The sequence below is a fragment of the Campylobacter jejuni genome, assembly GCF_001457695.1.
Lineage (GTDB): Bacteria > Campylobacterota > Campylobacteria > Campylobacterales > Campylobacteraceae > Campylobacter_D > Campylobacter_D jejuni.
Genome location: NZ_LN831025.1, coordinates 815,763 through 841,223, shown reverse-complemented (window position 1 = coordinate 841,223; position 25,461 = coordinate 815,763). Strand labels below are relative to the sequence as shown.

Sequence of the window (25,461 nt, the reverse complement as noted above, 5' to 3'; positions counted from 1 at the left end):
TTTAAAAAATGAATTATAATTAAAAAAGTTAAAAAGGAGAATAAAAGTATGAATAATTTTAAAGAAATAGCTAAATTGGTTAGAAAATACAAAGAAAGAAATAATGCGTTATATGAGTTTTTAGACAAAGAAGATGTGGGCGAGTATTTTAGATCTTTGATTTCTTTAAGTGAGTTAAAACAAGATACAACAACTATGCTAACCATACTTAGGCGTTTGGTTGATTTAAAAGAAGAAAATTTAGTTCAAGAATGGAAAAAAAACAACTTTAAGGAAGATAAGATTATAGAGTTAAAACATAAGTTCTATGAAGAGATTAGAAAGTTTTATGAAAAAGAACATCAAAATTTAATTAATGAAATAAAAGAGAAAAAACTTTTAAATAATTTTTATCTGTCCTTAATACAAGGAGTGCATAATATAGGTTTAATTATGAATATTTTTGAAATTTCTTGGACTAAAGAAATTATAGAAAAAAATAACAAAATTTTATCTACTCAATTTCCAAATTTAGATGATGCAATGGAATTTTTACGTAAAAATCATTTATATCAAAAAACTCCAGAAGGAGAAATTTGTGAGCGAAGCTATGGTGTTTTAGTTAGAATAGGAAATTTATGGAAATTTGTTCCTTATGCGAGATTTTTCGAGAATGAAATTTTAAAATTAGAATTTGCTTTTGAAAATATGATTGATCAGCTTAAAATATTTGCTAGCAACGAAGAGGAAAAAGCTTATATAGAATATTTTGAAAAATTAAAATTGGCATTTTGTGAAAAAGACGAAGATAGAGTTATAAAAGCTTGGCAAGAAGCTGAATTTGCTTGGATGAAAGTAAAATCACCTTTACAAGTGGGACATCCTTTAGAATATTATGAAGATAATTATACTCATGCGGTGGCATTAGAATGGGATATAAGAATAGAAGATGAGAATGATTTTGATGTTTTGAAATTTGGTAATGAAATTAAGGAAAGTTTTGAACATGTTTATAAAAATATAGGACTTGAAGATTGTGAATTAGAAAAAGAAGTTTTATCTAATATAGAAAAAACTCAACTTTATATTTGCACTCCGATGATATTTTATGGTGCTGAACTTAAAGGTTTATTCTCAGCCCAAGTCGTTCCAAATGATGAGTTTGTAAGTTCTAAGGCGGGCAAAAAAATATTTGCCTTTATAAATTTTGTATATGAAAATGCTAAAACAAAGCCTTTTATGAAAATTTCTAGCGAGATTTTTGATAAAGAATTTTTGGATTTTGGAAGAAATATTTTATTTTATCAGGAAAAAATTTGGAAAAGGGTTTATGAAGTATCAACTATAGGCCATGAATTTGGTCATATATTTTTTATTGCTAATGATACCGAAAAAACAATGAATCAGAATGGTTTTTTTAAAAATATAGAAGAATATAAAGCTACTACAGGTGGACTTATAAATTTCTTTTATCATGAACAAGATGACTTGATAATGCCTGTTTTTCATGAACTTATAAAAAGAGCTATTGGACTTATTTCTTGGCAAAGGGTTGATGAAGTTAGACCTTATTATACAGAAGCACTTATTCATCTTAGCTTGCTTTTTGAAAGCGAAGTATTGATTTTTGAAAATAATAATTTGAAGATAAATTTTGATTTAGGGCATTATGAAAAATTTAAAGAACTAACTTTAAAAAATTATCATGAATTGGCAAAACACTATGCTTTAAGACTTGATGCAAAAGAGTTTTTAAGTAGATTTTGTGAAATTGAAGATAATATTTTTCTTCCTATTATGTCTAAGTGTAAAGAATTTGTTAAATTTTATTATGATTTATACGAGAAAATTGGCAATGAAATTGATAATAGCGGAGAATTTGAAAGATATAAGAAAAAATAATAAAGTTTTTTGAAAAAAACTTAAAAAAAGCTGTTTTTTACTTGATATTGTTTTTTAAATATGCTAAAATTAGGCGTTTCAATTAAAACAAAGGAGCTTTTATGACTAAAGCAGATTTCATTTCATTAGTTGCTCAAACAGCTGGGCTAACAAAAAAAGACGCTACTACTGCTACTGATGCAGTTATTTCTACTATTACTGATGTTTTAGCTAAAGGTGATAGCATCAGTTTTATTGGTTTTGGTACTTTTTCAACTCAAGAAAGAGCTGCTAGAGAAGCTAGAGTACCAAGCACAGGAAAAACAATCAAAGTTCCTGCTACAAGAGTTGCAAAATTTAAGGTAGGTAAAAACCTTAAAGAAGCTGTTGCAAAAGCAAGTGGCAAAAAGAAAAAATAAAACTTCGGCTAGATAAATTCTAGCCTTCTTTCTTAATTAATTCAGATATTTTGTATCTTTTATTTACTTTATTTTTTTAAACTTTTATAAAACTATCATTATTAAACAAAAAAGGATATTAAAATTATGAAAGTACATGAAAAAGTAAGTGAGCTTATAGGAAATACTCCTATTATACATTTGAAAAAATTTGGTATCAATGTTTTTGCTAAATGTGAATTTTTAAATCCTAGTCATTCTATAAAAGATAGAGCAGCTTTTGAAATGATTAAAGATGCTTTAGATAGTAAAAAAATTAATCAAGATACTACAATAGTTGAAGCAACTAGTGGAAATACTGGAATTTCTTTGGCTATGATTTGTGCAGATTTGGGGCTTAAATTTATTGCTGTAATGCCTGAATCTATGAGTTTGGAAAGAAGACAAATGATAACACTCTTTGGTGCTAGGTTAGAATTAACTCCTGCAAATTTAGGAATGAAAGGAGCGGTTGATAAAGCAAATGAAATATTATTAAATGCTCCAAATTCTTTTATGGTTTCTCAATTTGAAAATATCTCAAATAAAAACGCGCATCGTAAGAATACGGCTTTAGAAATTTTAAGAGATTTGGATAATGAACTTGATATTTTTGTAGCTGGTTTTGGAACTGGCGGTACTATTAGTGGAGTTGGGGAAATACTAAAAGAAAAATTAGAAAAAGTGCATATTGTTGGAGTCGAGCCTCTAAATTCTCCATTGCTTAGCAAAGGTGAAGCGGGAAGCCATAAAATACAAGGAATAGGCGCGAATTTTATACCTGCTATTTTAAATAAAGAAATTATAGATGAAGTGATCACGGTAAGTAATGAAGATGCTATAAATACAGCCAAAGAACTTGCCAAAAGTGGTTTAATGGTAGGTATATCAAGTGGAGCAAATGTATTTGCCGCAAGTATGCTAGCAAAGAAATTTCCAGATAAAAGAATTTTAACTATGCTAAACGATACGGCTGAAAGATACCTCTCAACTGATCTTTTTGCTTAAGTATAATTATTGAGAATTTAGAAAAATTCTAAGTTCTCTTAAAATTTCTTGTGGATTTAAATCGCTAATTTCTTTATAAAAATGACCTTTTTCATCAATAAGATAAAGCATATTGCTATGTGCTATAGAATAACCCATAAAAGAATCATTTAGATCTATTTTTTGATATTGAACATTATATTGTTTTGTTATTTTTTGAAGAGTTTTTTCATCTTTTGCAATTAAAGCATCTGCTTTTGGATAAAAGTATCGTAACCATTCGTTTATATTACTTAAGTTATTATCTCTATTTGGATCTAAAGAAATAAAAAGAAGGTGAGCCTTAGGATTATTGATTTGCTTTAAGGCTTTGCCTACTAAACTAAGAGTTGCTGGACAAACATCAGGGCAATAAGTGTATCCAAAATAGATAATAAGCTTATCTCCTTTAAAATCTTTTAGAGTGATTTCCTCTTTTAAGTCTGATTTTAAGATAAAATCATAAGAATTTTGATGATTTTTAAGAAAAAATATTACACCTAAAATAATAGCAACTATAACTATAAACAAAATAATATTTTTTTTCATTTTTTTAGCTCAAAATCAAAATAAAACCCTATGGGTTTATTATTATCCATAAATTCTACCCTAAAACGCATAGCATCTAAAACGCAAGCAGCAAGAACTATTTTACTTTCATAGTCTGTTGAATTTAATCGATGTATTTTAGGTTTAATTTCGCCCATATACATATTTAATCCATAAATTTTAATTCCTAAGTTGTTATAATTTCCTAGATTTACAATCTTTAGATTTGTAACATCTAAAGATTGTAAGGGTTTGGGATTTAGGGAAATTAAGACTTCTTTATTATTAAAACTATATGTGCAGTCTTTAACATTAAGATCGCAAGTCAATGGGGTAGAAAAATCAGCTTTTGTTATTTTTTTAGAATCTTTTATTATATAAAAATCAAAAATAATATATAAAATAACAATAACAAAAGCAAAAGCTAGGATAAAAATAATTTTTTTCATTAATTAAAATTCTTTAGAATCAATATTTTTTAACTCTATGATTTTATGATTATTAAATTTTAAATCTAAATTTACCTTCGTGTCTTTAATAATAGGTTTTTTTAGTTTTAAAAGCATTATATGGTAACCTCCTGATTTAAGCTCTGTGCTTGAATGAGCTTTTATAATAATTTCAGGAATTTTTTGCATCATCATTTTTCCATCTTTATGTATATGTGTATGCAGTTCACTGACTTCACTGATATCGCTTTTGGCGCTTATTAGAGCAATATCCTTATCGGTATTATTAAAAATGGTAAGAAAAATAGCACTATTTTGCGCATGAGGTGGAGTTTGTTTTACAAAGGCGTTTTTTACCTCTATATCATTAACAGCCCAAAGATTTACAGCAAAAAGAGCACCTAAGAGAAGAATTTTTTTCATATTGTATCCTTATTTTTATAATATTAAATATTTGTTCATTATATCAAAAAATATTTTTATTTGAATATAAAATTTTGAAAATTTTTCAATGTGTGTTACCTGTTTGAAAATTTTTTTGCATAGTAACATCAAAATCAAAGAAAAAACCAGTTGGAGCATTATTGTTTAAAAATTCAACCCTAAATCTAGAATCATCGGTAATGCTTCTACCTATAAAATTTATAAGAATATCACCATTAACTATATTAAATTTAGGAATGATATCGCCTATATAGGAATTTAAACTATAAATTTTAATCTTTAAATTAGAATAATGAGGAAAATTTTTAATTTTTATAGTAGTTTTATTGAAAATTTTTATAGGTTTTGGGTAGGCTGAAACTTCAATATTTTTTTTATTAAAAGAAAAAACACAATCTTGTAAATTTAAGTCACAAGTTAGAGGTTGGCATGTATTTAAGCTAAATACACTTTCTTTCTTTTTATCATATAATGCATAAAAAGCTAAAAACAAAATGCCTAAAAAAGACATTCCTATAAAAAAATTTCTTATCATTATAGACAACCTTTTAAAACAAGCCTTTATGATTTATAAAAATTATATCATAAATAAGGCCGCATGTTAATATAATTAATATTTTTTAAGAAAAAAAATATTATAATCACAAACATTTTTGACTTAAAAAATTTTGAAATACCTAAGGAAAAACATTGTTAAAACGACTTGCTTTATTAATTACACTTTCTTCATTGATGTTACATGCCTCAGATCTTGTTAAAATTTATCTTAATCAAGGGTTAGATGCTGTTGGTGTAGCGATTGAAAAAGAATTAACTCAAAAGGATTTTTGGTTAAGTGAAATAGGAGATAAAAATATTTCACTTGGATACTATGATGATAATGTTGCTATCGTACTTACAAATAAAACAGATAAAATTCTCCGTGTTTATTCTTACGAGGATGGAAAAATAAGAAAAGATTTTGAACAAAAAGAAATAATAACTGGATTAATGGGCGATAAAAAAATAGAAGGAGATTTGAAAACGCCAGTAGGTTTTTATGAGTTAGGCCGTAAGTTTAATCCAGGTGATCCTTATTATGGTCCCTTTGCTTTTGCTACAACTTATCCAAATTTACTTGATAAAGTACAAGGAAAAACAGGTGGTGGTATTTGGATCCATGGCTATCCTTTAGATGGTTCTAGACTTGATGAATTTAAAACAAGAGGATGTATTGCTTTATTTAACAATAATTTGGAGAAATTTGCACAAGTTGTACAAGATAAAAAAGTTTTTGTTATGACAGAAGAAAAAGAAAAAATTAGAGCTAAAAAGGATCAAATAGCTAGTTTATTGGCTGATCTTTTTACATGGAAACTAGCTTGGACAAATAGTAATACTAATACTTATTTAAGTTTTTATGATGAGCAAGAATTTAAACGTTTTGATAAAATGAAATTTGAACAGTTTGCTTCCATGAAAAAATCTATTTTTTCTCGTAAAGAAGATAAAAAGATTAAATTTTCAGATATTAATATCAGCCCTTATCCAAATTTAGAAAATGAAACTATGTATAGAATTTCATTTTATGAGGATTATTACACTAAAAACTATCAGTTTAGAGGCGATAAAATTTTATACGTTAAGATAGATAGTAAAGGTAAAATGAAAATTTTAGCAGAGCAATAAATGTCTTTAATAAAAATTGATCAAAAAGCTTATGAATATAATTTAAGACATATTGCTAAAAAAATAGGGAGTTTTCAAAGATTAATTTGCGTTTTTAAAGATAATGCATATGGACATGGAGCTAAGCTTTTAGCTCCATTAGCCAAAAATTTAGGAGTTTCTTTTGTTGCTGTTAAGAGTGAAGAAGAAGCTCAAGAAATCGAAGAATTTTTTGAGAATATATTAATACTATCACATCGTCCTCATGGTAATGAAAATTCTCGATTTATTTATGCTTTAAATGATATTTCCCAAGCAAAAAAATACAAGCAAGATATAAAAATACATCTAAAAATAGATACAGGCATGCATCGCAATGGAATTTGTGTAGAAAATTTAGAGCATGCTATAGATCTTATTCAAAGTAGTGATTTAAAACTTACTGGAATGTTTACACATTTTGCTAGTGCAGATGAAATGGATGGAAGTTTTTTTGTTCAAAAAGAAAATTTTCAAAAAGCTAAAAAGATAGTAAAAAAATATTTTTCAAATTTATTATTTCATTCGCATAATTCTGCAGCATTATTTAGAGGGAAAATTCCCGAAGATGAATATTGTAGAGTTGGGCTTGTTCAATTTGGATATGGGGATTCAAATTTAAAAAGAGTTTTAAGCTTGTATGCTCATAGATTAAGTCAAAGGATTTTACAAAAAGGACAGAGTATAGGATATGGAGGCATTTTTACTGCTGCAAAGGATATGGAAGTAGCGACTTATGATTTGGGTTATGCTGATGGTCTTTTCCGATACAATGGAAAAGGGGAGTTAGTGCTTGGAAATGGAAAAGTAATGCTTGGAAAGATGTCAATGGATAGTTTTTCTTGTGAAAATTCTGGTGAGGAAATTTGCGTGTTTAAAGATGCTGATATTTGGGCTGATTTTTTTCATACTATTAACTATGAAATTTTAGTAAAATTAAATCCTAATATTCAAAGAGTTCTAGTATAAATATGTTTAATATAGTTTTAGTTCACCCTAGAATACCACAAAATACAGGTAGTATAGGTAGAATGTGTTTTAATGCCGGTTTTAAACTTCATATCGTTAAACCAACTGTTTTTGATATTTCTCAAAAGGCTGTTAGAAGAGCAGGGCTTGATTACTGGGATAAATTAGAGCCTATTATTTGGGAGAATCTTGAAGAATTTTTAAATGAAAATATTATTTATAAAAATCGCTTTTTTTTCGCAACAACTAAGAGTCAAAAAGCTTATTTTGATGCAGAATTTCAAAAAAATGATTTCTTATTCTTTGGAAGTGAGAGTTATGGCTTACCTATGGAATTAATGCAATTAAATTGGGAAAATGCTATAACTATACCTATGAAATCTTATGGAAGAAGTTTAAATTTAGCTACAAGCGTTGGTATAATCTCTTATGAAGCTTTAAGACAAAATTTTAGCAATTTTGTTTCTTAAAAGTTTCAAATTTACACAATAACTTAAAACAAATAAAATCATAAAGTCCTTTTTATAAAAATTATGTTAAAGTAAAATTTAGATTATTTTTTGAGGAGTTTGGATGAATTTAGATATTATGCTAGATTTTGCCAATAAAGCGTCTGATATTATAGCTAATAAGATTGTCCCAAATACAGACATTATTATGGTGGTTTTACTTATTGTTTGTGGGCTTTATTATAGTTTTTTAACTCGCTTTGTTCAGTTTCGTATGTTGAGTTCTGTATTTAAAATTCTTACAGAAAAAAACGAAGGACACACTAAAGAACATATTTCACCTTTTCAAGCATTGATGATCTCAACTGCTTCTAGAGTTGGTATAGGAAATATCGCTGGAATTTCTTTGGCATTGGCCACAGGTGGAGCTGGTGCTTTATTTTGGATGTGGGTTATGGCATTTTTTGGTGGTGCCTCAGCATTTGCTGAAAGTACCTTAGCTCAAGTTTACAAATCAAAAGATGATACAGGTGGATTTAAAGGTGGGCCAGCTTATTATATAAAAAAAGCCTTAGGCTCACATTTTTTTGGAGCTTTTTTTGCTTTTATTCTTATTATTACTTATGCTTATGGATTTAACGGACTTCAAAGTCAAACAATGACTTCGTCTTTTAAAGTTTATTATGATATGTTTAATCCAAATGCTGCTGTAGATTTTGCATCAAGTTCTTGGCCAATGATTATTGGTATTGTTTTAACTATTTTTGGTGCATGGATGTTTTTTTCTCACCATACTAAAATAGGTAAAATTAGTTCTTTAATTGTTCCTTTTATGGCTTTAGCTTATGTTTTACTTGCTGTGATTGCTGTTTTAATGAATTTTGATAAAATTCCTTCTGTGGTTCATATGATTTTACAAAGTGCTTTTGATTTTAAAGCGATTTTTGGTGGTTTTGCTGGTTCTGCTTTAGTTATAGGGATTAAAAGAGGACTTTTTTCAAATGAAGCAGGTATGGGCTCGGCACCTAATGCAGCTGCAGCAGCTTTGACAAGTCATCCAGCTAAACAAGGTGTTATACAAGCCTTTTCAGTTTTAATTGATGTTGTTGTTTGTACAAGTTCTGGATTTTTAGTTCTTTTTTCTATGGCATATTTAGGACTTGGAGAAAGTAAAATTGATGGTGGAATGCCTTTAGTTCAAGAAGCTATGCGTGAGTATTATGGTAGCTTTGGAATCCATTTTATTACTATAGCTATTGTTCTTTTTGCAATAACTTCTTTAATAGGAAATTATTATTATGCTCAAGCTAATGTTAAATATTTAACAAATTCCAAATTTGTAATGAATTTGTTTAGAATTACAGCTGTGGCTATGATTTTTATAGGCTCGCAAATGAATTTAAAACTTGCTTGGAATTTGGCTGATTTGACTATGGCTTTCATGGCAACGACAAATATTATATCTTTATTGCTTTTAGGTGGTATAGTAAATAAAGTTTTAAAAGATTTTAATACGCAACAAAAATCTGGTATAGATCCTAAATTTAATGCTAGTAAACTTGGAATTAAAAACGCTGAATGTTGGGATTAAAATTCATAAGCCTTAATGGCTTATGAATTAATGATTTAAAACCTTGTTTAAAAATTCTCTCAATCTTTCATTGCTAGGATTTTCAAATACTTCTTTAGGGCTTGCATCAACAGCAATTTTTCCTTTATCCATAAAAAATATACGATTGGCAACATTTCTAGCAAAGCCCATTTCATGAGTTACTACAAGCATAGTTAAACCTTCTTTTGCAACATCTTTCATAATGCTTAGAACCTCGCCTATCATTTCAGGATCTAGAGCTGAAGTAGGCTCATCAAATAAAATAACATCAGGATTCATCATCAAGCTTCTAGCAATAGCTATGCGTTGTTTTTGTCCGCCAGAGAGCTTATGGGGCATTATATTTTCTTTGTCTGCTAAACCCACCTTAGCAAGAAGTATTTTTGCTTTTTTTATGGCTTCTTCTTGACTTAAAATTTCTGTTTTAATGGGTGTTAAACATAAATTTTCCATAACATTTTTATTAGCAAAAAGATTAAAATGCTGAAATACCATGCTAACTTTTTGCCTGATCTTATTAATATCAATTTCTTTATCAAGTATGTTTTGCTTATTGATTAAAATTTCCCCGCTATCAGCTAGTTCTAAGCGATTGATGCAGCGTAAAAATGTACTTTTTCCGCCTCCACTTGGACCTATGATAGCTATTACATCGCCTTTTGAGATTGTAGTGTTAATATTTTTTAAAACTTCTAATTCTCCATATTTTTTTTGTAAATTTTTAACTTCAATCATTTTTATTCATCCTAAGTTCAAGTTTTTTTGCAAAATAGCTAAAAATTTTTACACTTACATAATAAACAAGTCCAGTGAAAATAATAGGTTTTGGATTGTAAAGTACGGCTTGCAAGCTTTGACTTTGCATGGTAATATCAATAACACTAATAAATCCTACAACAGAAGTTTCCTTAAATAAAGAAATAAATTCATTAGCTAATGCAGGTAGAATGTTTTTAGTAGCCTGTGGAAGAATAATTTCTTTCATTGAAGTTTTGTAATCAAGTCCCATTGCTCTTGCAGCTTCCATTTGTCCCTTATCTACACTATTAATGCCGCTTCTTACAATTTCTGCTATATAAGCCGAGCTATTAAGTCCTAGTGCAAGAATGGCTGCATAAAGGTTATCTATAAAAGTAAAAATTACAAAAGCAAAAATCATCAATTGTAAAATTACTGGTGTTCCTCGTATAATGTCTATATATTCATCTATAATAAAATTAAGCGTTTTAAATTTAGAGAAGTGTAAAATAGCTAAACTAAAACCAATAATCACTCCGATAATAACAGCGCAAGCAGTTAATAAAAGTGTAATAAGATAACTTTTTAAATAAGCTTTTGCATTTTCTGTATAGCCATAGCTTACAACTCCACTAGGATCTTGAATTTTTAATATTTCTATTGGGAAAGAAAAATAGCCCCATAAAATAATAATAACAAAAAAAACAAAAATTCTTATATTTTTCTGATTCAATTTGTAAACCTTTTCAGAGAAATTATTTAAAAAAAGATTTTATAGAAATATCTTTGAATTTTCTCTAAAGATTTAAAAAAATGTGTTAGAATTTCCCAAAAATAAGGTTGTATTTATGGAAATTTTAGATTTCATTCTAATAGTTATCTTTGTGTTTTTAATGATTGTTTTGGTCATAGGTTTTAATCGTCAAATGATGCAAAAAAACAAAGAAAGAGAAGAAAGATTTAAAAAATATAAAAAAGGAGAACAAAATGAGTAAAAAAGTATTAATTCCATTGGCTCAAGGTTTTGAAGAAGCTGAATTTATAGGAATTGCGGATGTTTTAAAACGAGCAAAAGAATTAAATCCAGATTTGGAAGTTGTTATAGCTTCGTTAAACAGTGAGTTATTGGTAAAAGGTGCTAATAGCATTAGTATAAAAGCAGATTGTTCTATAGAGGATGTTGATATAGAAAATTTAGATGCTATTGCTTTGGCGGGTGGCTTTGAAGGTATGATGAATCTTAAGAATTCAAATGTTATTTTAAATATCATTAAACAACTTCATAGCAAAAATAAAATTGTTGCCGCAATCTGTGCTTCTCCTATAGTTTTAAATGAAGCAGGTGTTTTAGAGGGCGAGTTTGCTTGTTATCCTAGTTGTGAAGTTGGACTTAATGGAAATCGTGTTAACAAGGCTGTAGTTGTAAATAAAAATGTTATAACTTCAGCAGGTCCAGCTACGGCAATTCTTTTTGGTTTAGAACTAGCTAAAAAGTTATGCGGTGATGAAATTTATCAAAAATTATATGAGGGAATGTTGCTACCTTTGACAAAATAGTTTAAATGGTAGTTTTTCTACCATTTAAACTAAAATAAAGCTTGAGGATTTTCTTTTTTTGTTTTTTCCTTAGGCAGTTCAAAACCTCCAAGCATATGAAAATGCAAATGAAAAACTTCTTGTCCACTATTTTTTCCACAGTTTGTTACCAAGCGATATCCACTTTTATCTACACCTAAAAGAACAGCTAATTCTTGTATGAAACTTGTCATTTTGGCCATAAGTTCAGGATCAAATTCTTGAAAGTCTTTAAAATGTTTTTTAGGGATTATAAGTATATGTATGGGTGCTTTGGGTGCAATATCATGAAATGCTAGAAAATCGTCACTTTCAAGCACTTTATTGCATGGAAGTTTACCTTCAACTATGAGTTCAAAAATTGTTTTTTCTTGCATTATTTATCCTTTTTTACTGTTGGTTTGATACAATTATATCTTTAAAGTTTGGTTTTTATGCTGAATTTAAAATAGTTTTTAATAGAATTAGAACTTGAAATATTTTATTTAAGGTAAGAAAATTGCAAAATTTTATAGAACAGATTCAAAAATGTGAGAATTTAAATGATTTGGAAGCCATTAGGATTTCCGTTCTTGGAAAAAAAGGTATTTTAACAGAAGGCTTTACAAAGCTTAAAGAGTTAGAAGATAGGGCGAAAAAAGAATTTGCTGCTAAATTAAATGCACAAAAAGAAATATTTAATGAGGCTTATTTAGCCAAATTTAAAGATTTGGAAAATCTTGCTTTAGAAGAAAGAATGAAACAAGATGCTTTAAATTTTAACTATTTTGATGAAAGTATTACAACAGGTGCCTTGCATCCTGTTATGAGCACCATGGATAAAATCATAGAGTATTTTATAGCTTTGAATTTTAGCATAGAAAAAGGGCCTTTAATAGAAGATGACTTTCATAATTTTGAAGCGTTAAATTTACCTAAATCTCACCCTGCAAGAGATATGCAAGATACCTTTTATTTTGATGATAAAAGGCTTTTAAGAACACAAACTTCGCCAGTGCAAATACGGACAATGCTTGCACAAAAACCTCCTATTAGGATGATAGCCCCTGGTGCTGTATTTAGAAGAGATTTTGATATTACGCATACTCCTATGTTTCATCAAGTTGAAGGCCTTGTGGTGGAAGAAGGGCAAAAGGTTAGCTTTGCAAATTTAAAAAGTGTATTGGAAGATTTTTTGCGTTATATGTTTGGGGATGTGAAAGTTCGTTTTCGTCCAAGTTTTTTTCCATTTACAGAACCTTCTGCTGAAGTTGATATTTCTTGTGTATTTTGCAAAGGAAAGGGTTGTAGAGTTTGCAAACATACAGGTTGGCTTGAAGTTTTAGGATGTGGAATAGTTGATCCTAATGTTTATAATTTTGTTGGCTATGAAAATGTAAGTGGTTATGCCTTTGGATTGGGAGTAGAACGTTTTGCAATGCTTTTGCATCAAATTCCAGATTTAAGATCTTTATTTGAAGGTGATTTGAGATTATTGGAGCAGTTTAGATGATAATTACTAAAAGTTGGTTGAATGATTGGTTAGAACTTGAAGAAATAAGTTCAGATAAAATAGCTAAAACTTTAAACTCTATAGGTATAGAAGTTGATAGGGTTGGCGCTTTAAAGGCTCCAGATAAAGTTGTTGTAGGCTATGTTAAGGAAAAAATTAAACATGAAAATTCAGATAAATTAAGCATTTGTCAAGTTGATATCGGAAGTGAAACCTTGCAAATTGTCTGCGGTGCTGCGAATGTTGATGCAGGACAATTTGTAGCTGTTGCAACTAAAGGTGCTATCATGCCAAACGGTATGGAAATAAAAGAAGCAAAATTACGAGGAGTGGATTCTTGTGGTATGCTTTGTTCTAGTTTAGAACTGGGTTTTGAAAAAATCAATGAAGGAATTATGCTTTTAGATGAGAGCATAGGGAAATTAGAACTTGGGAGAGCTTTAAATACTTATGAAATTTTTAATGATGAGCTAATAGAAGTAGAACTTACTCCTAATAGAGGTGATTGTTTAAGTATTTATGGTATAGCTCGTGATTTAGCCGCAGCTTTAAATTTAAATTTAAAAGAACCAAAACCATTTAAAGAAAGTGAAAATGTTTTAGGTATCGGTAGAATTTTGCGCTTAGCAGCTGAGAAAGAACTTAATGGACTTTATAATTATCGAGCTATAGAGCTAAAAGAAGAAATTCAAACAAACTTATTACTTAGTTTAAGACTTGCTCAAATTGAAGGTTTGGGAAAAAATTCCATAGAAAATTTATTAAATTATGCAACGCATTCAACTGGTGTTCTTTTTAATGCTTATGATTTAAGTAGTTTTTCTGAAAAAGATGAAGAATTTACCATTAATTTAAGCAAGCAAGTGCATGGAGAAACAAAAGTATCTTGCAAAGATAAACTTTTAAGCTTTAGCGGAATTTTCCAAAATAATGAAAGTAGATGTAAAGATGATTCTAAAATAATTATTATTGAGGCTAATTATACCGATCCATTGGTAATTGCAGATGCTAAAATATATCATAAAGATCAAGATGAAAAAATGCTTTATAGAAGTTTTAGGGGAAGTGAACCTAAATTAAATTTAGGAATGGATTTTTTGCTTGGTATTTTTGAGCAGATTCCAAATCTTGTTATTTATAGTTCTTCTCAACAAATTTTAACCGACAAAGAATTACCAATCATACCAATAAGTATTGAAAGTATTGGCGATATAATAGGGCAAAATGTTGATAAAGATGAAGTATTAAAAATATTAAAGAAATTAGGTTTTGAGCTTATACTTTCAGGTGAAGGGCTTATAAATGTTAAAGCACCTTTACATCGTCCTGATATTAAAAATTTATCAGATATTTGCGAGGAAGTTGTAAGAATTATAGGTATTGATAATATTGCTTCCAAGGGTTTAGAATTTATAGAAAAAAATCGTTTAAATTCTGCATATAAAAATTATATTGAGTTTTTAAATTTAAGAAAAAGAGCAGTAGCTAGTGGTTATTTTGAAAGCTTACATTACGTTTTGGATAATGAAGAAGAACTTAAAAGATTGGGTTTTGACTCTGTTAAACTAAAACTAATCAATCCAATTACAGCAGAACTTAATACTTTAAGAACAACCCTTTTAAATCATTTGTTAAATGCAGCAAGTTTAAATGCAAAAAATTCTAAAAAAATTATTAAACTTTTTGAACTAGGGGCTGTTTTCAATGTTAATAATCAAGAATTAAACCATATCGCATTTATCCATTCTGGCTTAAAAGAAGAAGCTAAAATTTCCAACAAGGCAAAACCTGAATCGGTGCAATTTTATGATTTTCTTTTAGACATTAAAAATATTATAGGTGATTTTAAACTAAAATCATCAAAATATAATATTTTAAGCCCTTATGAACAAGCAGATATTTATCTATCAGATATTAAAGTAGGTTTTATAGGCCGTTTGCATTTAAAAATAGAAAATGAGAGAGATTTACCAAAAACATATATTTGCGAACTTGATTTAGATTTAATCAGGCAAGATTTTAAAATAGCTAAGCCTTACTCCAAATTCCCAGCTATCACTAGAGATCTTAGTGTGTTAATACCTAAAGGTTTTGAATACAATCAGATTAAAAATTGTATCGAAGAATTGAATTTAGAAATACTTGAAAATTTTCGTTTAGTTGATATTTATAGTGATGAAAACCTTAAAGAATTTTATAGCATTACTATAAGTTTTTCTTTTAGGGATATAAATAAAACTCTAGAAGATAATCAAGTAAATGAATGTATGGATAAAATTTTAAATACTCTTAAAAATTTGGGTCTTGATTTAAGATGAAAATTTACAAATTGCAAACCCCTGTAAATGCTATACTTGAAAATATAGCAGCAGATAAAAGCATATCTCATCGTTTTGCTATATTTTCGCTTTTAACACAAGAAGAAAATAAGGCTCAAAATTATCTCTTAGCTCAAGATACTTTAAACACTCTTGAAATTATAAAAAATCTTGGAGCTAAAATTGAACAAAAAGATTCTTGCGTCAAAATTATACCCCCTAAAGAAATTTTATCTCCAAATTGTATTTTAGACTGTGGAAATTCAGGAACTGCTATGCGTTTGATGATAGGATTTTTAGCAGGAATTTCTGGTTTTTTTGTTTTAAGTGGAGATAAGTATTTAAACAATCGTCCTATGAGAAGGATAAGCAAACCACTTACTCAAATAGGCGCTAGAATTTATGGAAGAAATGAGGCAAATTTAGCTCCACTTTGCATAGAAGGTCAAAATTTAAAAGCTTTTAACTATAAAAGCGAAATTTCTTCGGCTCAAGTTAAAACAGCTATGATTTTATCTGCTTTTAGAGCTGATAATGTATGCACTTTTAGTGAAATTTCTCTTAGTCGAAATCATAGTGAAAACATGTTAAAGGCTATGAAAGCTCCAATAAGGGTTAGTAATGATGGCTTAAGTCTTGAAATAAGTCCTTTAAAAAAACCTTTAAAAGCTCAAAATATAATCATTCCTAATGATCCTTCTTCGGCTTTTTATTTTGCTTTAGCAGCTATTATTTTGCCTAAATCTCAAATTATTTTAAAAAATATTTTACTTAATCCTACTCGTATAGAGGCGTATAAAATTTTGCAAAAAATGGGTGCCAAACTTGAAATGACAATAACTCAAAATGATTTTGAAACTATTGGTGAGATCAGGGTGGAGTCTAGCAAGCTTAATGGCATAGAAGTTAAAGATAATATCGCTTGGTTGATAGATGAAGCACCTGCTTTGGCTATAGCTTTTGCTTTGGCTAAGGGTAAATCTAGTTTAATAAATGCTAAAGAATTACGCGTTAAAGAAAGCGATAGGATTGCTGTGATGGTTGAAAATCTAAAGCTTTGTGGTGTTGAAGCTAGAGAACTTGATGATGGTTTTGAAATAGAAGGTGAATGCGAACTAAAATCTTCAAAAATTAAAAGCTATGGAGATCACCGTATTGCTATGAGTTTTGCTATTTTAGGTTTGCTTTGTGGAATTGAGATTGATGATAGTGATTGTATAAAAACTTCTTTTCCAAATTTTATAGAGATTTTATCAAATTTAGGAGCTAGGATTGATTATTGAATTAGCAAAAAACTATGGTTTTTGTTTTGGTGTTAAAAGAGCTATTAAAAAAGCAGAACAAATAAAAGATGCCGCAACTATAGGCCCTCTTATTCATAATAACGAAGAAATTTCTCGTTTACAAAAAAATTTTAATGTCAAAACTTTGGAAAATATACAAGCTTTAAGCAATGAAAAAAAGGCTATTATAAGAACTCATGGTATTACAAAGCAAGATTTAGAAGAATTGAGAAAAAAAGATATAGAAATTTTTGATGCCACTTGTCCTTTTGTTACAAAACCACAACAAATTTGCGAGCAAATGAGCAAGGAGGGTTATGAAGTTGTTATTTTTGGAGATGAAAATCATCCCGAAGTTAAAGGAGTAAAAAGTTATGTAAGTACAAAAGCTTATGTGGTTTTGGATAAAAAAGAACTTCAAAATATAAAACTTCCTAATAAAATAGCTGTAGTAAGCCAAACAACTAAGAAGCCTGAGCATTTTATGGAGATAGTAAATTTTTTAATACTTAAAACCAAAGAAGTAAGGGTTTTTAATACTATATGTGATGCAACCTTTAAAAATCAAGATGCCATTAAAGAACTCTCGCTTAAAAGTGATGTTATGGTTGTTGTAGGGGGTAAAAACTCAGCCAATACAAAACAACTTTTTTTGATTGCAAAAACCAATTGTGAAGATAGCTATCTAATTGAAACCGAAGAAGAGTTAAAAAAAGAATGGTTTTTAGATAAAAAACATTGTGGCATTAGTGCAGGTGCTAGTACTCCTGATTGGATTATACAAAAAGTTATCGCCAAAATAGAAAATTTTAAAATTAATTAAAAAATGTTTTTAAATAGAATAAAAAAGTCAAAAATTTAAAAAAAATTAACAAAAATAAAAAAACTTAACACTAATTAAAGAAAAATAAGGTAAAATCAATCAATTTCTAAAAATTATTTTAAAGGACCATAATGAGCGAGGTGAACAAAAAAGTTCAAGACGGCGTAGATGATTATCTTGAGGAAGAAGATTTTGGACAGCTTTTGGAGGCTTTCGATAAATCAAGAGAAGAGGCTACAACAGAGGGTGTGATTGTAGAGATCAAAAATGATGAAGTTTATGTAGATATAGGTAAAAAATCTGAAGGTATTTTAGCTCTTAGCGAAATACAAGGTGACAATTCTAAGCTATTGTTTAATGTAGGCGATAGTATTAAAGTTGCTGTTATGGGTTCTCGTGGTGGCAGATCTTTACTTTCTCATAAAAAAGCTTTGAGAAAAGAAAAAGTTATTGAATTTATTAAAAACTATCAAGAAAATCAAGATGATATTTTTACCGTAAAAGTAGTTGGAAAAAATAAAGGCGGATTGATAGTTATTGATGAAAATGATGTTGAATTTTTCTTACCAAAATCTCAATATGGCTTTAAAGAAACAAATAATATTATAGGCAAAACGTTTAAAGTTAAAATTATTAAAATCGACAAAGATGAGCAAAGTATCATTGTTTCTCGTAAAAAAACTTTAGATGATGAGAGAAGAAAACGAAAAGAATTGATCAATAATGTAGCACAACAAGAAGATTTAATTGAAGGTATTGTAAAAAAAATTACCACTTATGGTATGTTTGTAGATGTAGGAGGTGTTGATGGTCTTGTTCATTACAGCGAAATTTCTTACAAAGGACCTGTAAATCCTGGAACACTTTATAAAGAGGGCGATAAAGTTCCAGTTAAAGTTATAAAGTATGATAAAGAACGCAAACATTTATCCTTATCTATAAAAGCGGCTTTACCTGATCCATGGAGCGAGATAAAAGATACTCTTGATGTAGGTGATACCATTAAAGTAATAGTATCAAATATAGAGCCTTATGGTGCTTTTGTGGATTTAGGAAATGATATAGAAGGATTTTTACATATCAGTGAAATTTCTTGGGATAAAAATATTAAAAATCCAAAAGATTATATCAATAAAGGTCAAGAAATTGATGTTGAAGTAATTGAAATCAATCCAAATGAAAGACGCTTAAGGGTTTCTTTAAGAAATTTACTTTCTAGACCTTTTGATGAATTTATGAAATCTTATAAAATTGCAGATGTGGTTGAAGGAGAAATTACATCAGTAACTTCTTTTGGTGCATTTGTTAAACTTGGTGGTATTGAAGGTTTATTGCATAATGAAGATGCTTCTTGGGATAGAAACGATAAATGCAAAGATAAATTCTCTCAAGGGGATAAAATCAAGGTAAAAATTATCAAAATAGACAAAGAAAACCAAAAAATATCATTAAGTACAAAAGAATTAAGCAGTTCTCCAGTGCAAGAATATGCTAAAATTCATAAAGTCGGCGATATTGTAAAAGGCGCTATCCGTGATATTAAAGATTTTGGTGTTTTTGTAGAGCTAAGTAAAAATGTTGATGCTTTAATTCATAAAGAAGATATAAGCACTTCTATGCTTGAAAATTTAAAAATTGGCGACGATATTGAAGCTGCTATAGTTTTTATTGATGAAAAGAAAAATAGAATTCGCCTAAGTGTTAAAAATCTTGTTAGAATGAAAGAAAGAGAAGTTCTTAATGAAATCAATAATGATGATAAAGTAACTTTAGGTGATATCATTAAAGATCAGCTAGCTTAATGAAAAAATACATTACAATAAGCATTTTGAGTATTTTATTACTCATTTTGCTTGCTGTTGTTTTTACATTGCTTTGGCAATTTAAAGCTAATGTAAATTTCATTCCACAATTTGCTAAAGATACAAATACGCAGCCAGGCATTCAAACCCAAAATCAAGATCTTTCATGGCAAGAAGAATTAGCAAAATGGCCTACAAGAGATTTTACCCCAGCAGCAGAAAAATTTACCTTATATTTTGATGCGGATACTAGCGAGCTTAAGGAGAAAAATAAATATTATCAACTTATAGTTGGAAAATATGATATTTATTCTATGTTTTGCTTAAGACAGACTTTAAATTCTTTTAATGTGAAGTATTTTCTTCTTAAATCGGGCGATAGTCCAGAAATCTTCTTGGATACAGGTAATGAAAAACTTATAGATGATATTATCAAAGAATTAAAAAAATATAAAATAAATACAGAAGTAAAGGAAATTTGGTTATGAAAAAAAAGATTATAGTATGTGATGCTATTTTGGATAAAGGTGTCGATATTCTAAGAAGAGCTGAAGATATTGAGCTTATAGAAGCTACAAAAGTTCCAAAAGATGAACTTATGCAAATGCTAAGCGATGTTGAAGTTGCTATTACTAGAAGTTCTACAGATGTAGATATAAATTTCTTAAATCATGCCAAAAAATTAAAAGCGCTTGTGCGTGCTGGGGTGGGCGTAGATAATGTTGATATTCCAGAGTGTTCTAAAAGAGGAGTGATTGTGATGAATGTCCCAACTGCAAATACTATTGCCGCAGTTGAACTAACAATGGCACATCTTTTAACATCGGCTAGAAGCTTTGTCAATGCTCATAATTTTTTAAAAATTGAAAGAAAATGGGAAAGAGAAAAATGGTATGGCATTGAATTGATGAACAAAACGCTAGGGATTATAGGTTTTGGAAATATAGGTTCAAGAGTGGCTATCCGCGCTAAAGCATTTGGTATGAAAATTTTAGCCTATGATCCGTATATTTCTGCTTCTAAGATTACAGATTTAGATATGGAGCAAGCAAAAAATTTAGATGAAATTTTAGAAAAAAGTGATTTTATTACCATTCACACACCAAAAACCAAAGAAACCAATGGTATGATAGGAAAGCAAGAAATTGCAAAAATGAAAGATGGAATAAGATTAATAAATTGTGCTCGTGGAGGATTGTACACAGAAGAGGCTTTATATGAAGGTTTAAAAAGTGGTAAAATAGCATGGCTTGGTATAGATGTGTTCGATAAAGAACCCGCGACTAATCATCCTCTTTTAGACTTTGAAAATATTTCAGTTACTTCTCACCTAGGAGCAAATACTTTAGAAAGTCAAGATAATATCGCAAGAGAAGCTTGTGAGCAAGCATTAAGTGCAGCACGAGGCGTGGCTTATCCTAATGCCTTAAATTTACCAATTAAAACTGAAGATTTACCACCTTTTGTAGCTCCTTATATAGAACTTGTTTCTAAAATGGCTTTTTTAGCTGTTCAAATTGATAAAAATCCTATAAAAAGTATTAAATTAGAGGCTGAAGGAATTATTGGCGAGTATGTAAATTCTATGTTAACCTTTGCAGCTGTTGGTGCTTTGGGTGGAATTTTAGGAGAAAAAATTAATTATGTTAATGCAGAATTTGTTGCCAAAGAAAAAGGAGTTGAGTTATCTTGTGAAACTCTTCCAAATAGTGGTTATAATAATAAACTTAGCGTTAAAATTATCACCGAAAATTCAAATATCAGTGTTTCAGGAACAGTGTTTAATGAAAATGAACAACGCATAGTTGGATTAAATGGCTTTAAAACTGATTTTAAGCCAAAGGGAAAAATGATTATTTTTAAAAACAAAGACATACCAGGAGTTATAGCTAAAATCAGTTCTGTTTTGGCAGCTAAAAATATCAATATAGCTGATTTTAGACTTGGTAGAGATAGTTTTGGGTATGCTTTGGCTGTTGTTTTGATTGATGAAAAAGTTCAAAAAGAAGTATTAGATGAGTTAAAACAATTAGAGGCGTGTGTATTTGTCCAATATGTTGAAATTTAAAATTTTAATTATAGAAGATGATGTAGATTTGAACGAACTACTTGTCTTAAAGTTAAAATCTAGTGATTATGAAGTTATATCTTTGGTGGATTTTTTTGGAGTTGAAGATTTGCTCGATAATGAGCAAATCGATCTTTTAATAGTTGATAGAAATTTGCCAAGTGGGGATTCTTTAGAAAAAATTCAAGATTTAAGAGAGCAAGGATACAAAGAAGCAGTTATTTTTCTTACAGCCAAAGCTTTACATCAAGATTTACTCGAAGGTTTTGAAAGTGGTTGTGATGATTATGTTTGCAAACCTTTTGATTTTAATGAGCTTTTGCTTCGCATTAAAGCAATTTTAAAACGCCATAAAAAAGAAGAAGAAAAATTATTTTTTGGTGATTTTATTTTGGATTTGGCTAATTATGAATTCTTTTACAAAAATCAAAAATTAGAAATCTCAAATCTTGACTATGAGCTTTTAAAATGTTTTTTTGAAAATCCAAATACCTTGCTTACTAGACAATTTTTAAGCGAAAGTGTTTGGAAAGATGATACTACAAGTGATAAAACAATCAATATAGCTCTAACAAGACTTAGAAATAAATTTCCAAAACTAAAAGATCATATTATAAGCGTTAGAGGTGTTGGCTATAAATTATGCTAAAAACTAAAAATATTTTTATAGTTTTTTTTGTTGTATTGGCTTTGATTTTTGGGTTTATTTTTTATACTTTTACTAATTCTTATCTTAATTTCTTGCTTATAAAACAATATAAGCAAAAAATCAAAAGCCTTGATGATGTTTTAAAATTTTCTCTCTTAGAGCATTTAAATGATGCTAATATCAAGGATTTTGCTAAAGATACTAGGGCTGATTTTATTATCCTAAACAATGATATGAAAATAAGTTCTGTAAAAAATCCTGATTTTTTTTCTAATCTTAAAGAAGGAGAAATTTTAAATTTCAATTCAAAAAAAATTCTTACTAAAAGCTTTATTTACAAAGGATATAAATATATTATTATTGTTTATCCTCGTTTTTTAGATTTAGAACTTTTTTGGACAAAAATAGCAATCGGTTTTGGAGTGTGCTTGCTGTTTGTTTTTATTTTAATGTTGTTGCTAGGTAGAAGAATAGAGAAAAATTTTAATAAAATTTTGGATTTTTTGGATTCTATAGGCAATCATAAAGTTGTTATATTAGAAAAAGGAATGTTTAAAGAATTTAATTTGCTAAATGAGAAACTTTTAAAAACTAAGGATAAAATTCTAAAGAATACTCAAAAAAATAAAAAACAAAGCGATAAAATTACTTTAAAAAATACTCAGCTTGCTAGTGTGATTTCTGCTATTTCTCATGAGCTTAAAAATCCATTAAGCGTGATTGATCTTAGCTTAGAGATGCTAAAAGACGAGAAATTGGAAGATAAAAAATTAAAAAAGGAATTACTAGAAAAAATTTCGCGTCAAAGCATTAAGCTTAATGCTTTGACCCATAAGCTTAATTTTGTTTTTAATCTTAATAGTGGAGCCTTGCAAATGCAAGAATTTGATCTTTTTTTTCTATGTGAAAAAATCACTAAAAACCCAGGCTTTGAAAGAGTTGTATTGCAAGGTAAAAGCACGAAAGTTAAGGCTGATGAATTTTTAATCGAGCAAGTGATTATAAATTTGCTTTCTAATGCTTTAAAATATAGCCAAAAAGAAGTCATTTTAACAGCAAGAGATCAAAAAATAATAGTGCAAGATTTTGGAAAAGGCATAGAAGAAGATAAAATAAAATTGATTACAAAAAAATTTTATAAAATTGATGTAAAAAGTGATAATTCTTTTGGTTTAGGACTTTTTTTAGTAAAGAAAATTTTAAATATACATAAAAGTTATCTTGAAATTTCTAGCACTTTAGGCCATGGTTCTAGTTTTAGCTTTAAACTCAGTCAAGGATAAAAAATGGCTCTTATAGATTTAATCGAAGCTTCAAAAAAATTTGGAGACAAAATAGTTTTAAATGAAGCAAATTTTAGTGCAAACGAGGGAGAAAAGATTGCCATTATAGGCAAAAATGGAGAAGGAAAATCTACTTTTTTAAAAACGCTTTTAGGCACACTTCCTTTAGATAGTGGTAGAGTAATAAGACAAAATGGAAAAAGCATAGCCATGCTTTCACAAACCGTTGATTTTAATGCAAATTTAAGTGTAAAAGAAGCTATCAAGCAAGAGCTTGCAGAAATTTACAATGCCTTAGAAGAATATGAAATACTGCATAAAAAATTAGAAGAAGATCCTAGTAATAAAGATTATCTTAAAAAAATAGATACACTTATGACTTTGATTGATAGTAAAGATGCTTGGAATATAGAATCTAAAATAATACGCGTTTTAAAAGAATTTAGTTTGCTTGAGTATGAAAGTCGCATTATATCTACTTTAAGTGGTGGAGAGATACGCCGCGTTGGACTTTGCATACTTTTACTAAAAAATCCTGATATTTTATTGCTTGATGAACCAACTAATCATTTAGATGTATATATGACAAGCTTTTTGGAAGAATTGCTAAAAAATTCAAAGATGTGTGTGATTTTTATTTCTCATGATAGATATTTTATTGACGCTATAGCACACAAGTGTGTAGAAGTAGAGCAGGGTAAACTTAGTATTTTTAAAGGCGGATATGCAAACTATTTAGAGAAAAAAACACAAATTTTGCAAAGCCTTGCTAAGAGCCATGAAACTCTTTTAAAGCAATTAAAAAGTGAAGAAGAATGGCTTAGAAGAGGGGTTAAAGCAAGACTTAAAAGAAATGAAGGACGAAAAGAACGTATTTTTAAAATGCGTGAAGAAGCGAAAAAAAATCCTGGAGCAATCAAACGCTTAAAACTTGAAATTTCAAGAGCGGCTTTAAATTTTAATGGAGAAAAAACGATCAATCGTAAAAAAATGCTTTTTGAGCTTAAAAATATAAGCAAAAATATAAACGATAAAAATCTTTTTAAAGATTTTTCAACGCGTATTTTACAAGGTGAACGCATAGCTATCGTAGGAAGAAATGGTTGTGGGAAATCAACATTGTTAAAAATTCTTCTAGGGCAAATAAAACAAGATTGCGGTGAAATAAAACGCGGAGAGCTTAAGATAGGATATTTTGATCAGGCTAGAAGCTTGGTAAATTCTGATAAAAGCTTACTTGAAATTTTTTGCCCCAATGGTGGAGATAGGGTTGAAGTTCGTGGTAAAAATATGCATGTTTATGGATATTTGAAAAATTTTTTATTTCCTAAGGAATTTTTAGATAAAAGCGTAGCTCTTTTAAGTGGCGGAGAGAAAAATCGCGTTGCTTTAGCCTTGCTTTTTACTAAAGAATATGATGTTTTGATTTTAGATGAGCCAACTAATGATCTTGATATAGCTACGATTAATATATTAGAAGAATATTTACTTAGTTTTGAAGGGGCTATTTTGCTAGTATCACACGATAGATATTTTGTTGATAAAATCGCAACAAAACTTTATACTTTTGAGGGAAATGGATATATAAATATTTTACACACTCTTTATACTGAATATCTTGAAAATGAAAAAGAAATTGAAGAATTGGATAATTTTGCTTTAGAGCTTCAAACCCAAGAGCAAAATAATAACCAAAAAGAAAAAAGCTCTAAAAAATTGAGCTACAAAGAAAATGGGATATTAAAAAACCATCCTGAAAAAATAGATTTTTTAGAGCAAAAGATAGCTAAATTAAATCAAGATTTATCCGATCCAAATGTATATCAAGAAATAGGTATTAACAAGCTTTATCAAGAACTTGAAGTAATGCAAAAAGAACTTGAAATTCTAGAAAATGAGTATTTTTTAGTATTAGAGAAAAGCGAGAATTTATAATTAAAAAGATTTTA

Annotated in this window: 26 protein-coding genes; 19 read left to right on the top strand and 7 right to left on the bottom strand. The window is 28.8% G+C overall.

All coding sequences use genetic code 11. From position 1 onward, the window contains the following. Positions 1-48 precede the first annotated feature (48 nt). The 3 genes from ciaB (at position 49) to cysM (ending at position 3,305) form a co-directional block, all read left to right on the top strand. Positions 49-1,881: an invasion protein CiaB gene (ciaB, locus tag AT682_RS04335; protein ID WP_002882825.1), complete on the top strand. Its 1,833-nt coding sequence runs from the start codon at positions 49-51 to the stop codon at positions 1,879-1,881. Between the two features lie 101 nt (positions 1,882-1,982). Further along, on the top strand, positions 1,983-2,279 hold the full coding sequence (hupB, locus tag AT682_RS04330) for an HU family DNA-binding protein (RefSeq protein ID WP_002859562.1): 297 nt from the start codon (positions 1,983-1,985) through the stop codon (positions 2,277-2,279). Positions 2,280-2,405: 126 nt separating this feature from the next. Then, positions 2,406-3,305, top strand: coding sequence for a cysteine synthase B (cysM, locus tag AT682_RS04325; protein ID WP_002882821.1), 900 nt, complete (start codon positions 2,406-2,408; stop codon positions 3,303-3,305). A 6-nt stretch (positions 3,306-3,311) separates the two neighbouring features. On the opposite strand, the gene AT682_RS04320 is transcribed toward cysM, so the two are convergent. The 4 genes from AT682_RS04320 to AT682_RS04305 form a co-directional block, all read right to left on the bottom strand. Next, positions 3,312-3,872, bottom strand: coding sequence for an SCO family protein (locus AT682_RS04320; RefSeq protein WP_002882820.1), 561 nt, complete (start codon positions 3,870-3,872; stop codon positions 3,312-3,314). Beyond that, positions 3,869-4,321 (bottom strand): hypothetical protein, encoded by a 453-nt coding sequence (locus AT682_RS04315; RefSeq protein WP_002882819.1) that lies wholly within the window; start codon positions 4,319-4,321, stop codon positions 3,869-3,871. The genes AT682_RS04320 and AT682_RS04315 overlap by 4 nt, the downstream gene beginning before the upstream one ends. A 3-nt stretch (positions 4,322-4,324) precedes the next feature. Further along, entirely contained in the window at positions 4,325-4,744 is a 420-nt protein-coding gene (locus tag AT682_RS04310) for a copper chaperone PCu(A)C (RefSeq protein WP_002856967.1), read from the bottom strand. Between the two features lie 85 nt (positions 4,745-4,829). Next, complete coding sequence (locus AT682_RS04305; protein ID WP_002867455.1) at positions 4,830-5,300, bottom strand: hypothetical protein; 471 nt, start codon at positions 5,298-5,300, stop codon at positions 4,830-4,832. A 155-nt stretch (positions 5,301-5,455) separates the two neighbouring features. On the opposite strand from AT682_RS04305, the gene pgp2 reads away from it, so the two are divergent. From pgp2 to AT682_RS04285, 4 genes are all read left to right on the top strand, one after another. Next, positions 5,456-6,433, top strand: a complete 978-nt coding sequence (pgp2, locus tag AT682_RS04300; protein ID WP_002883251.1) for a cell shape-determining L,D-carboxypeptidase Pgp2 — start codon at positions 5,456-5,458, stop codon at positions 6,431-6,433. Further along, complete coding sequence (gene alr / locus AT682_RS04295; protein ID WP_002867456.1) at positions 6,434-7,420, top strand: alanine racemase; 987 nt, start codon at positions 6,434-6,436, stop codon at positions 7,418-7,420. 2 nt (positions 7,421-7,422) lie between these two features. Next, a complete protein-coding gene (locus AT682_RS04290; protein WP_002883252.1) occupies positions 7,423-7,890 on the top strand; it encodes a tRNA (cytidine(34)-2'-O)-methyltransferase in 468 nt (155 codons plus the stop codon). Between the two features lie 103 nt (positions 7,891-7,993). After that, the gene (locus AT682_RS04285; protein WP_002865337.1) at positions 7,994-9,460 is read left to right on the top strand and encodes an alanine/glycine:cation symporter family protein; all 1,467 of its coding nucleotides are present in this window, start codon (positions 7,994-7,996) and stop codon (positions 9,458-9,460) included. Between the two features lie 27 nt (positions 9,461-9,487). On the opposite strand, the gene glnQ is transcribed toward AT682_RS04285, so the two are convergent. Next, positions 9,488-10,216, bottom strand: coding sequence for an amino acid ABC transporter ATP-binding protein (gene glnQ, locus AT682_RS04280; protein WP_002883253.1), 729 nt, complete (start codon positions 10,214-10,216; stop codon positions 9,488-9,490). Next, positions 10,209-10,952, bottom strand: a complete 744-nt coding sequence (locus AT682_RS04275; protein ID WP_002852595.1) for an amino acid ABC transporter permease — start codon at positions 10,950-10,952, stop codon at positions 10,209-10,211. The genes glnQ and AT682_RS04275 overlap by 8 nt, the downstream gene beginning before the upstream one ends. Positions 10,953-11,034: 82 nt before the next feature. Here AT682_RS04275 and AT682_RS04270 point away from each other — a divergent pair, with 82 nt between their 5' ends. Together AT682_RS04270 and thiJ are read left to right on the top strand one after the other, a co-directional pair. Beyond that, positions 11,035-11,214: a hypothetical protein gene (locus AT682_RS04270; protein ID WP_011812746.1), complete on the top strand. Its 180-nt coding sequence runs from the start codon at positions 11,035-11,037 to the stop codon at positions 11,212-11,214. Beyond that, positions 11,207-11,776 (top strand): DJ-1 family glyoxalase III, encoded by a 570-nt coding sequence (thiJ, locus tag AT682_RS04265; RefSeq protein ID WP_002852508.1) that lies wholly within the window; start codon positions 11,207-11,209, stop codon positions 11,774-11,776. Before AT682_RS04270 ends, thiJ begins: the two co-directional genes overlap by 8 nt. Positions 11,777-11,805: 29 nt before the next feature. Here the strand turns inward: thiJ and AT682_RS04260 are convergent, their stop codons facing one another. Next, positions 11,806-12,171, bottom strand: coding sequence for a histidine triad nucleotide-binding protein (locus tag AT682_RS04260; protein ID WP_002857192.1), 366 nt, complete (start codon positions 12,169-12,171; stop codon positions 11,806-11,808). Between the two features lie 122 nt (positions 12,172-12,293). Between AT682_RS04260 and pheS the strand changes: the two genes are divergently transcribed. From pheS to abc-f, 10 genes are all read left to right on the top strand, one after another. Next, on the top strand, positions 12,294-13,286 hold the full coding sequence (gene pheS / locus AT682_RS04255; RefSeq protein ID WP_002883255.1) for a phenylalanine--tRNA ligase subunit alpha: 993 nt from the start codon (positions 12,294-12,296) through the stop codon (positions 13,284-13,286). Further along, the gene (gene pheT / locus AT682_RS04250; RefSeq protein ID WP_002883256.1) at positions 13,283-15,604 is read left to right on the top strand and encodes a phenylalanine--tRNA ligase subunit beta; all 2,322 of its coding nucleotides are present in this window, start codon (positions 13,283-13,285) and stop codon (positions 15,602-15,604) included. Before pheS ends, pheT begins: the two co-directional genes overlap by 4 nt. Then, positions 15,601-16,887 carry a 3-phosphoshikimate 1-carboxyvinyltransferase gene (gene aroA, locus AT682_RS04245; protein WP_002883257.1) on the top strand — a complete coding sequence of 429 codons (1,287 nt, stop codon included), beginning with the start codon at positions 15,601-15,603 and terminating at the stop codon, positions 16,885-16,887. The genes pheT and aroA overlap by 4 nt, the downstream gene beginning before the upstream one ends. Next, a complete protein-coding gene (gene ispH / locus AT682_RS04240) occupies positions 16,877-17,710 on the top strand; it encodes a 4-hydroxy-3-methylbut-2-enyl diphosphate reductase (protein ID WP_002857098.1) in 834 nt (277 codons plus the stop codon). Before aroA ends, ispH begins: the two co-directional genes overlap by 11 nt. 131 nt (positions 17,711-17,841) lie before the next feature. Further along, positions 17,842-19,512 carry a 30S ribosomal protein S1 gene (gene rpsA, locus AT682_RS04235; protein WP_002883734.1) on the top strand — a complete coding sequence of 557 codons (1,671 nt, stop codon included), beginning with the start codon at positions 17,842-17,844 and terminating at the stop codon, positions 19,510-19,512. Continuing rightward, positions 19,512-20,000 carry a hypothetical protein gene (locus tag AT682_RS04230; protein ID WP_002883733.1) on the top strand — a complete coding sequence of 163 codons (489 nt, stop codon included), beginning with the start codon at positions 19,512-19,514 and terminating at the stop codon, positions 19,998-20,000. The genes rpsA and AT682_RS04230 overlap by 1 nt, the downstream gene beginning before the upstream one ends. Further along, complete coding sequence (gene serA / locus AT682_RS04225) at positions 19,997-21,580, top strand: phosphoglycerate dehydrogenase (protein WP_002883732.1); 1,584 nt, start codon at positions 19,997-19,999, stop codon at positions 21,578-21,580. The genes AT682_RS04230 and serA overlap by 4 nt, the downstream gene beginning before the upstream one ends. Continuing rightward, entirely contained in the window at positions 21,567-22,229 is a 663-nt protein-coding gene (locus tag AT682_RS04220) for a response regulator transcription factor (protein ID WP_002883730.1), read from the top strand. Before serA ends, AT682_RS04220 begins: the two co-directional genes overlap by 14 nt. Then, positions 22,223-23,512 carry a sensor histidine kinase gene (locus AT682_RS04215; protein WP_016818238.1) on the top strand — a complete coding sequence of 430 codons (1,290 nt, stop codon included), beginning with the start codon at positions 22,223-22,225 and terminating at the stop codon, positions 23,510-23,512. The genes AT682_RS04220 and AT682_RS04215 overlap by 7 nt, the downstream gene beginning before the upstream one ends. Positions 23,513-23,515: 3 nt before the next feature. Next, positions 23,516-25,447 (top strand): ribosomal protection-like ABC-F family protein, encoded by a 1,932-nt coding sequence (gene abc-f / locus AT682_RS04210; RefSeq protein WP_002883715.1) that lies wholly within the window; start codon positions 23,516-23,518, stop codon positions 25,445-25,447. Positions 25,448-25,461 lie beyond the last annotated feature (14 nt).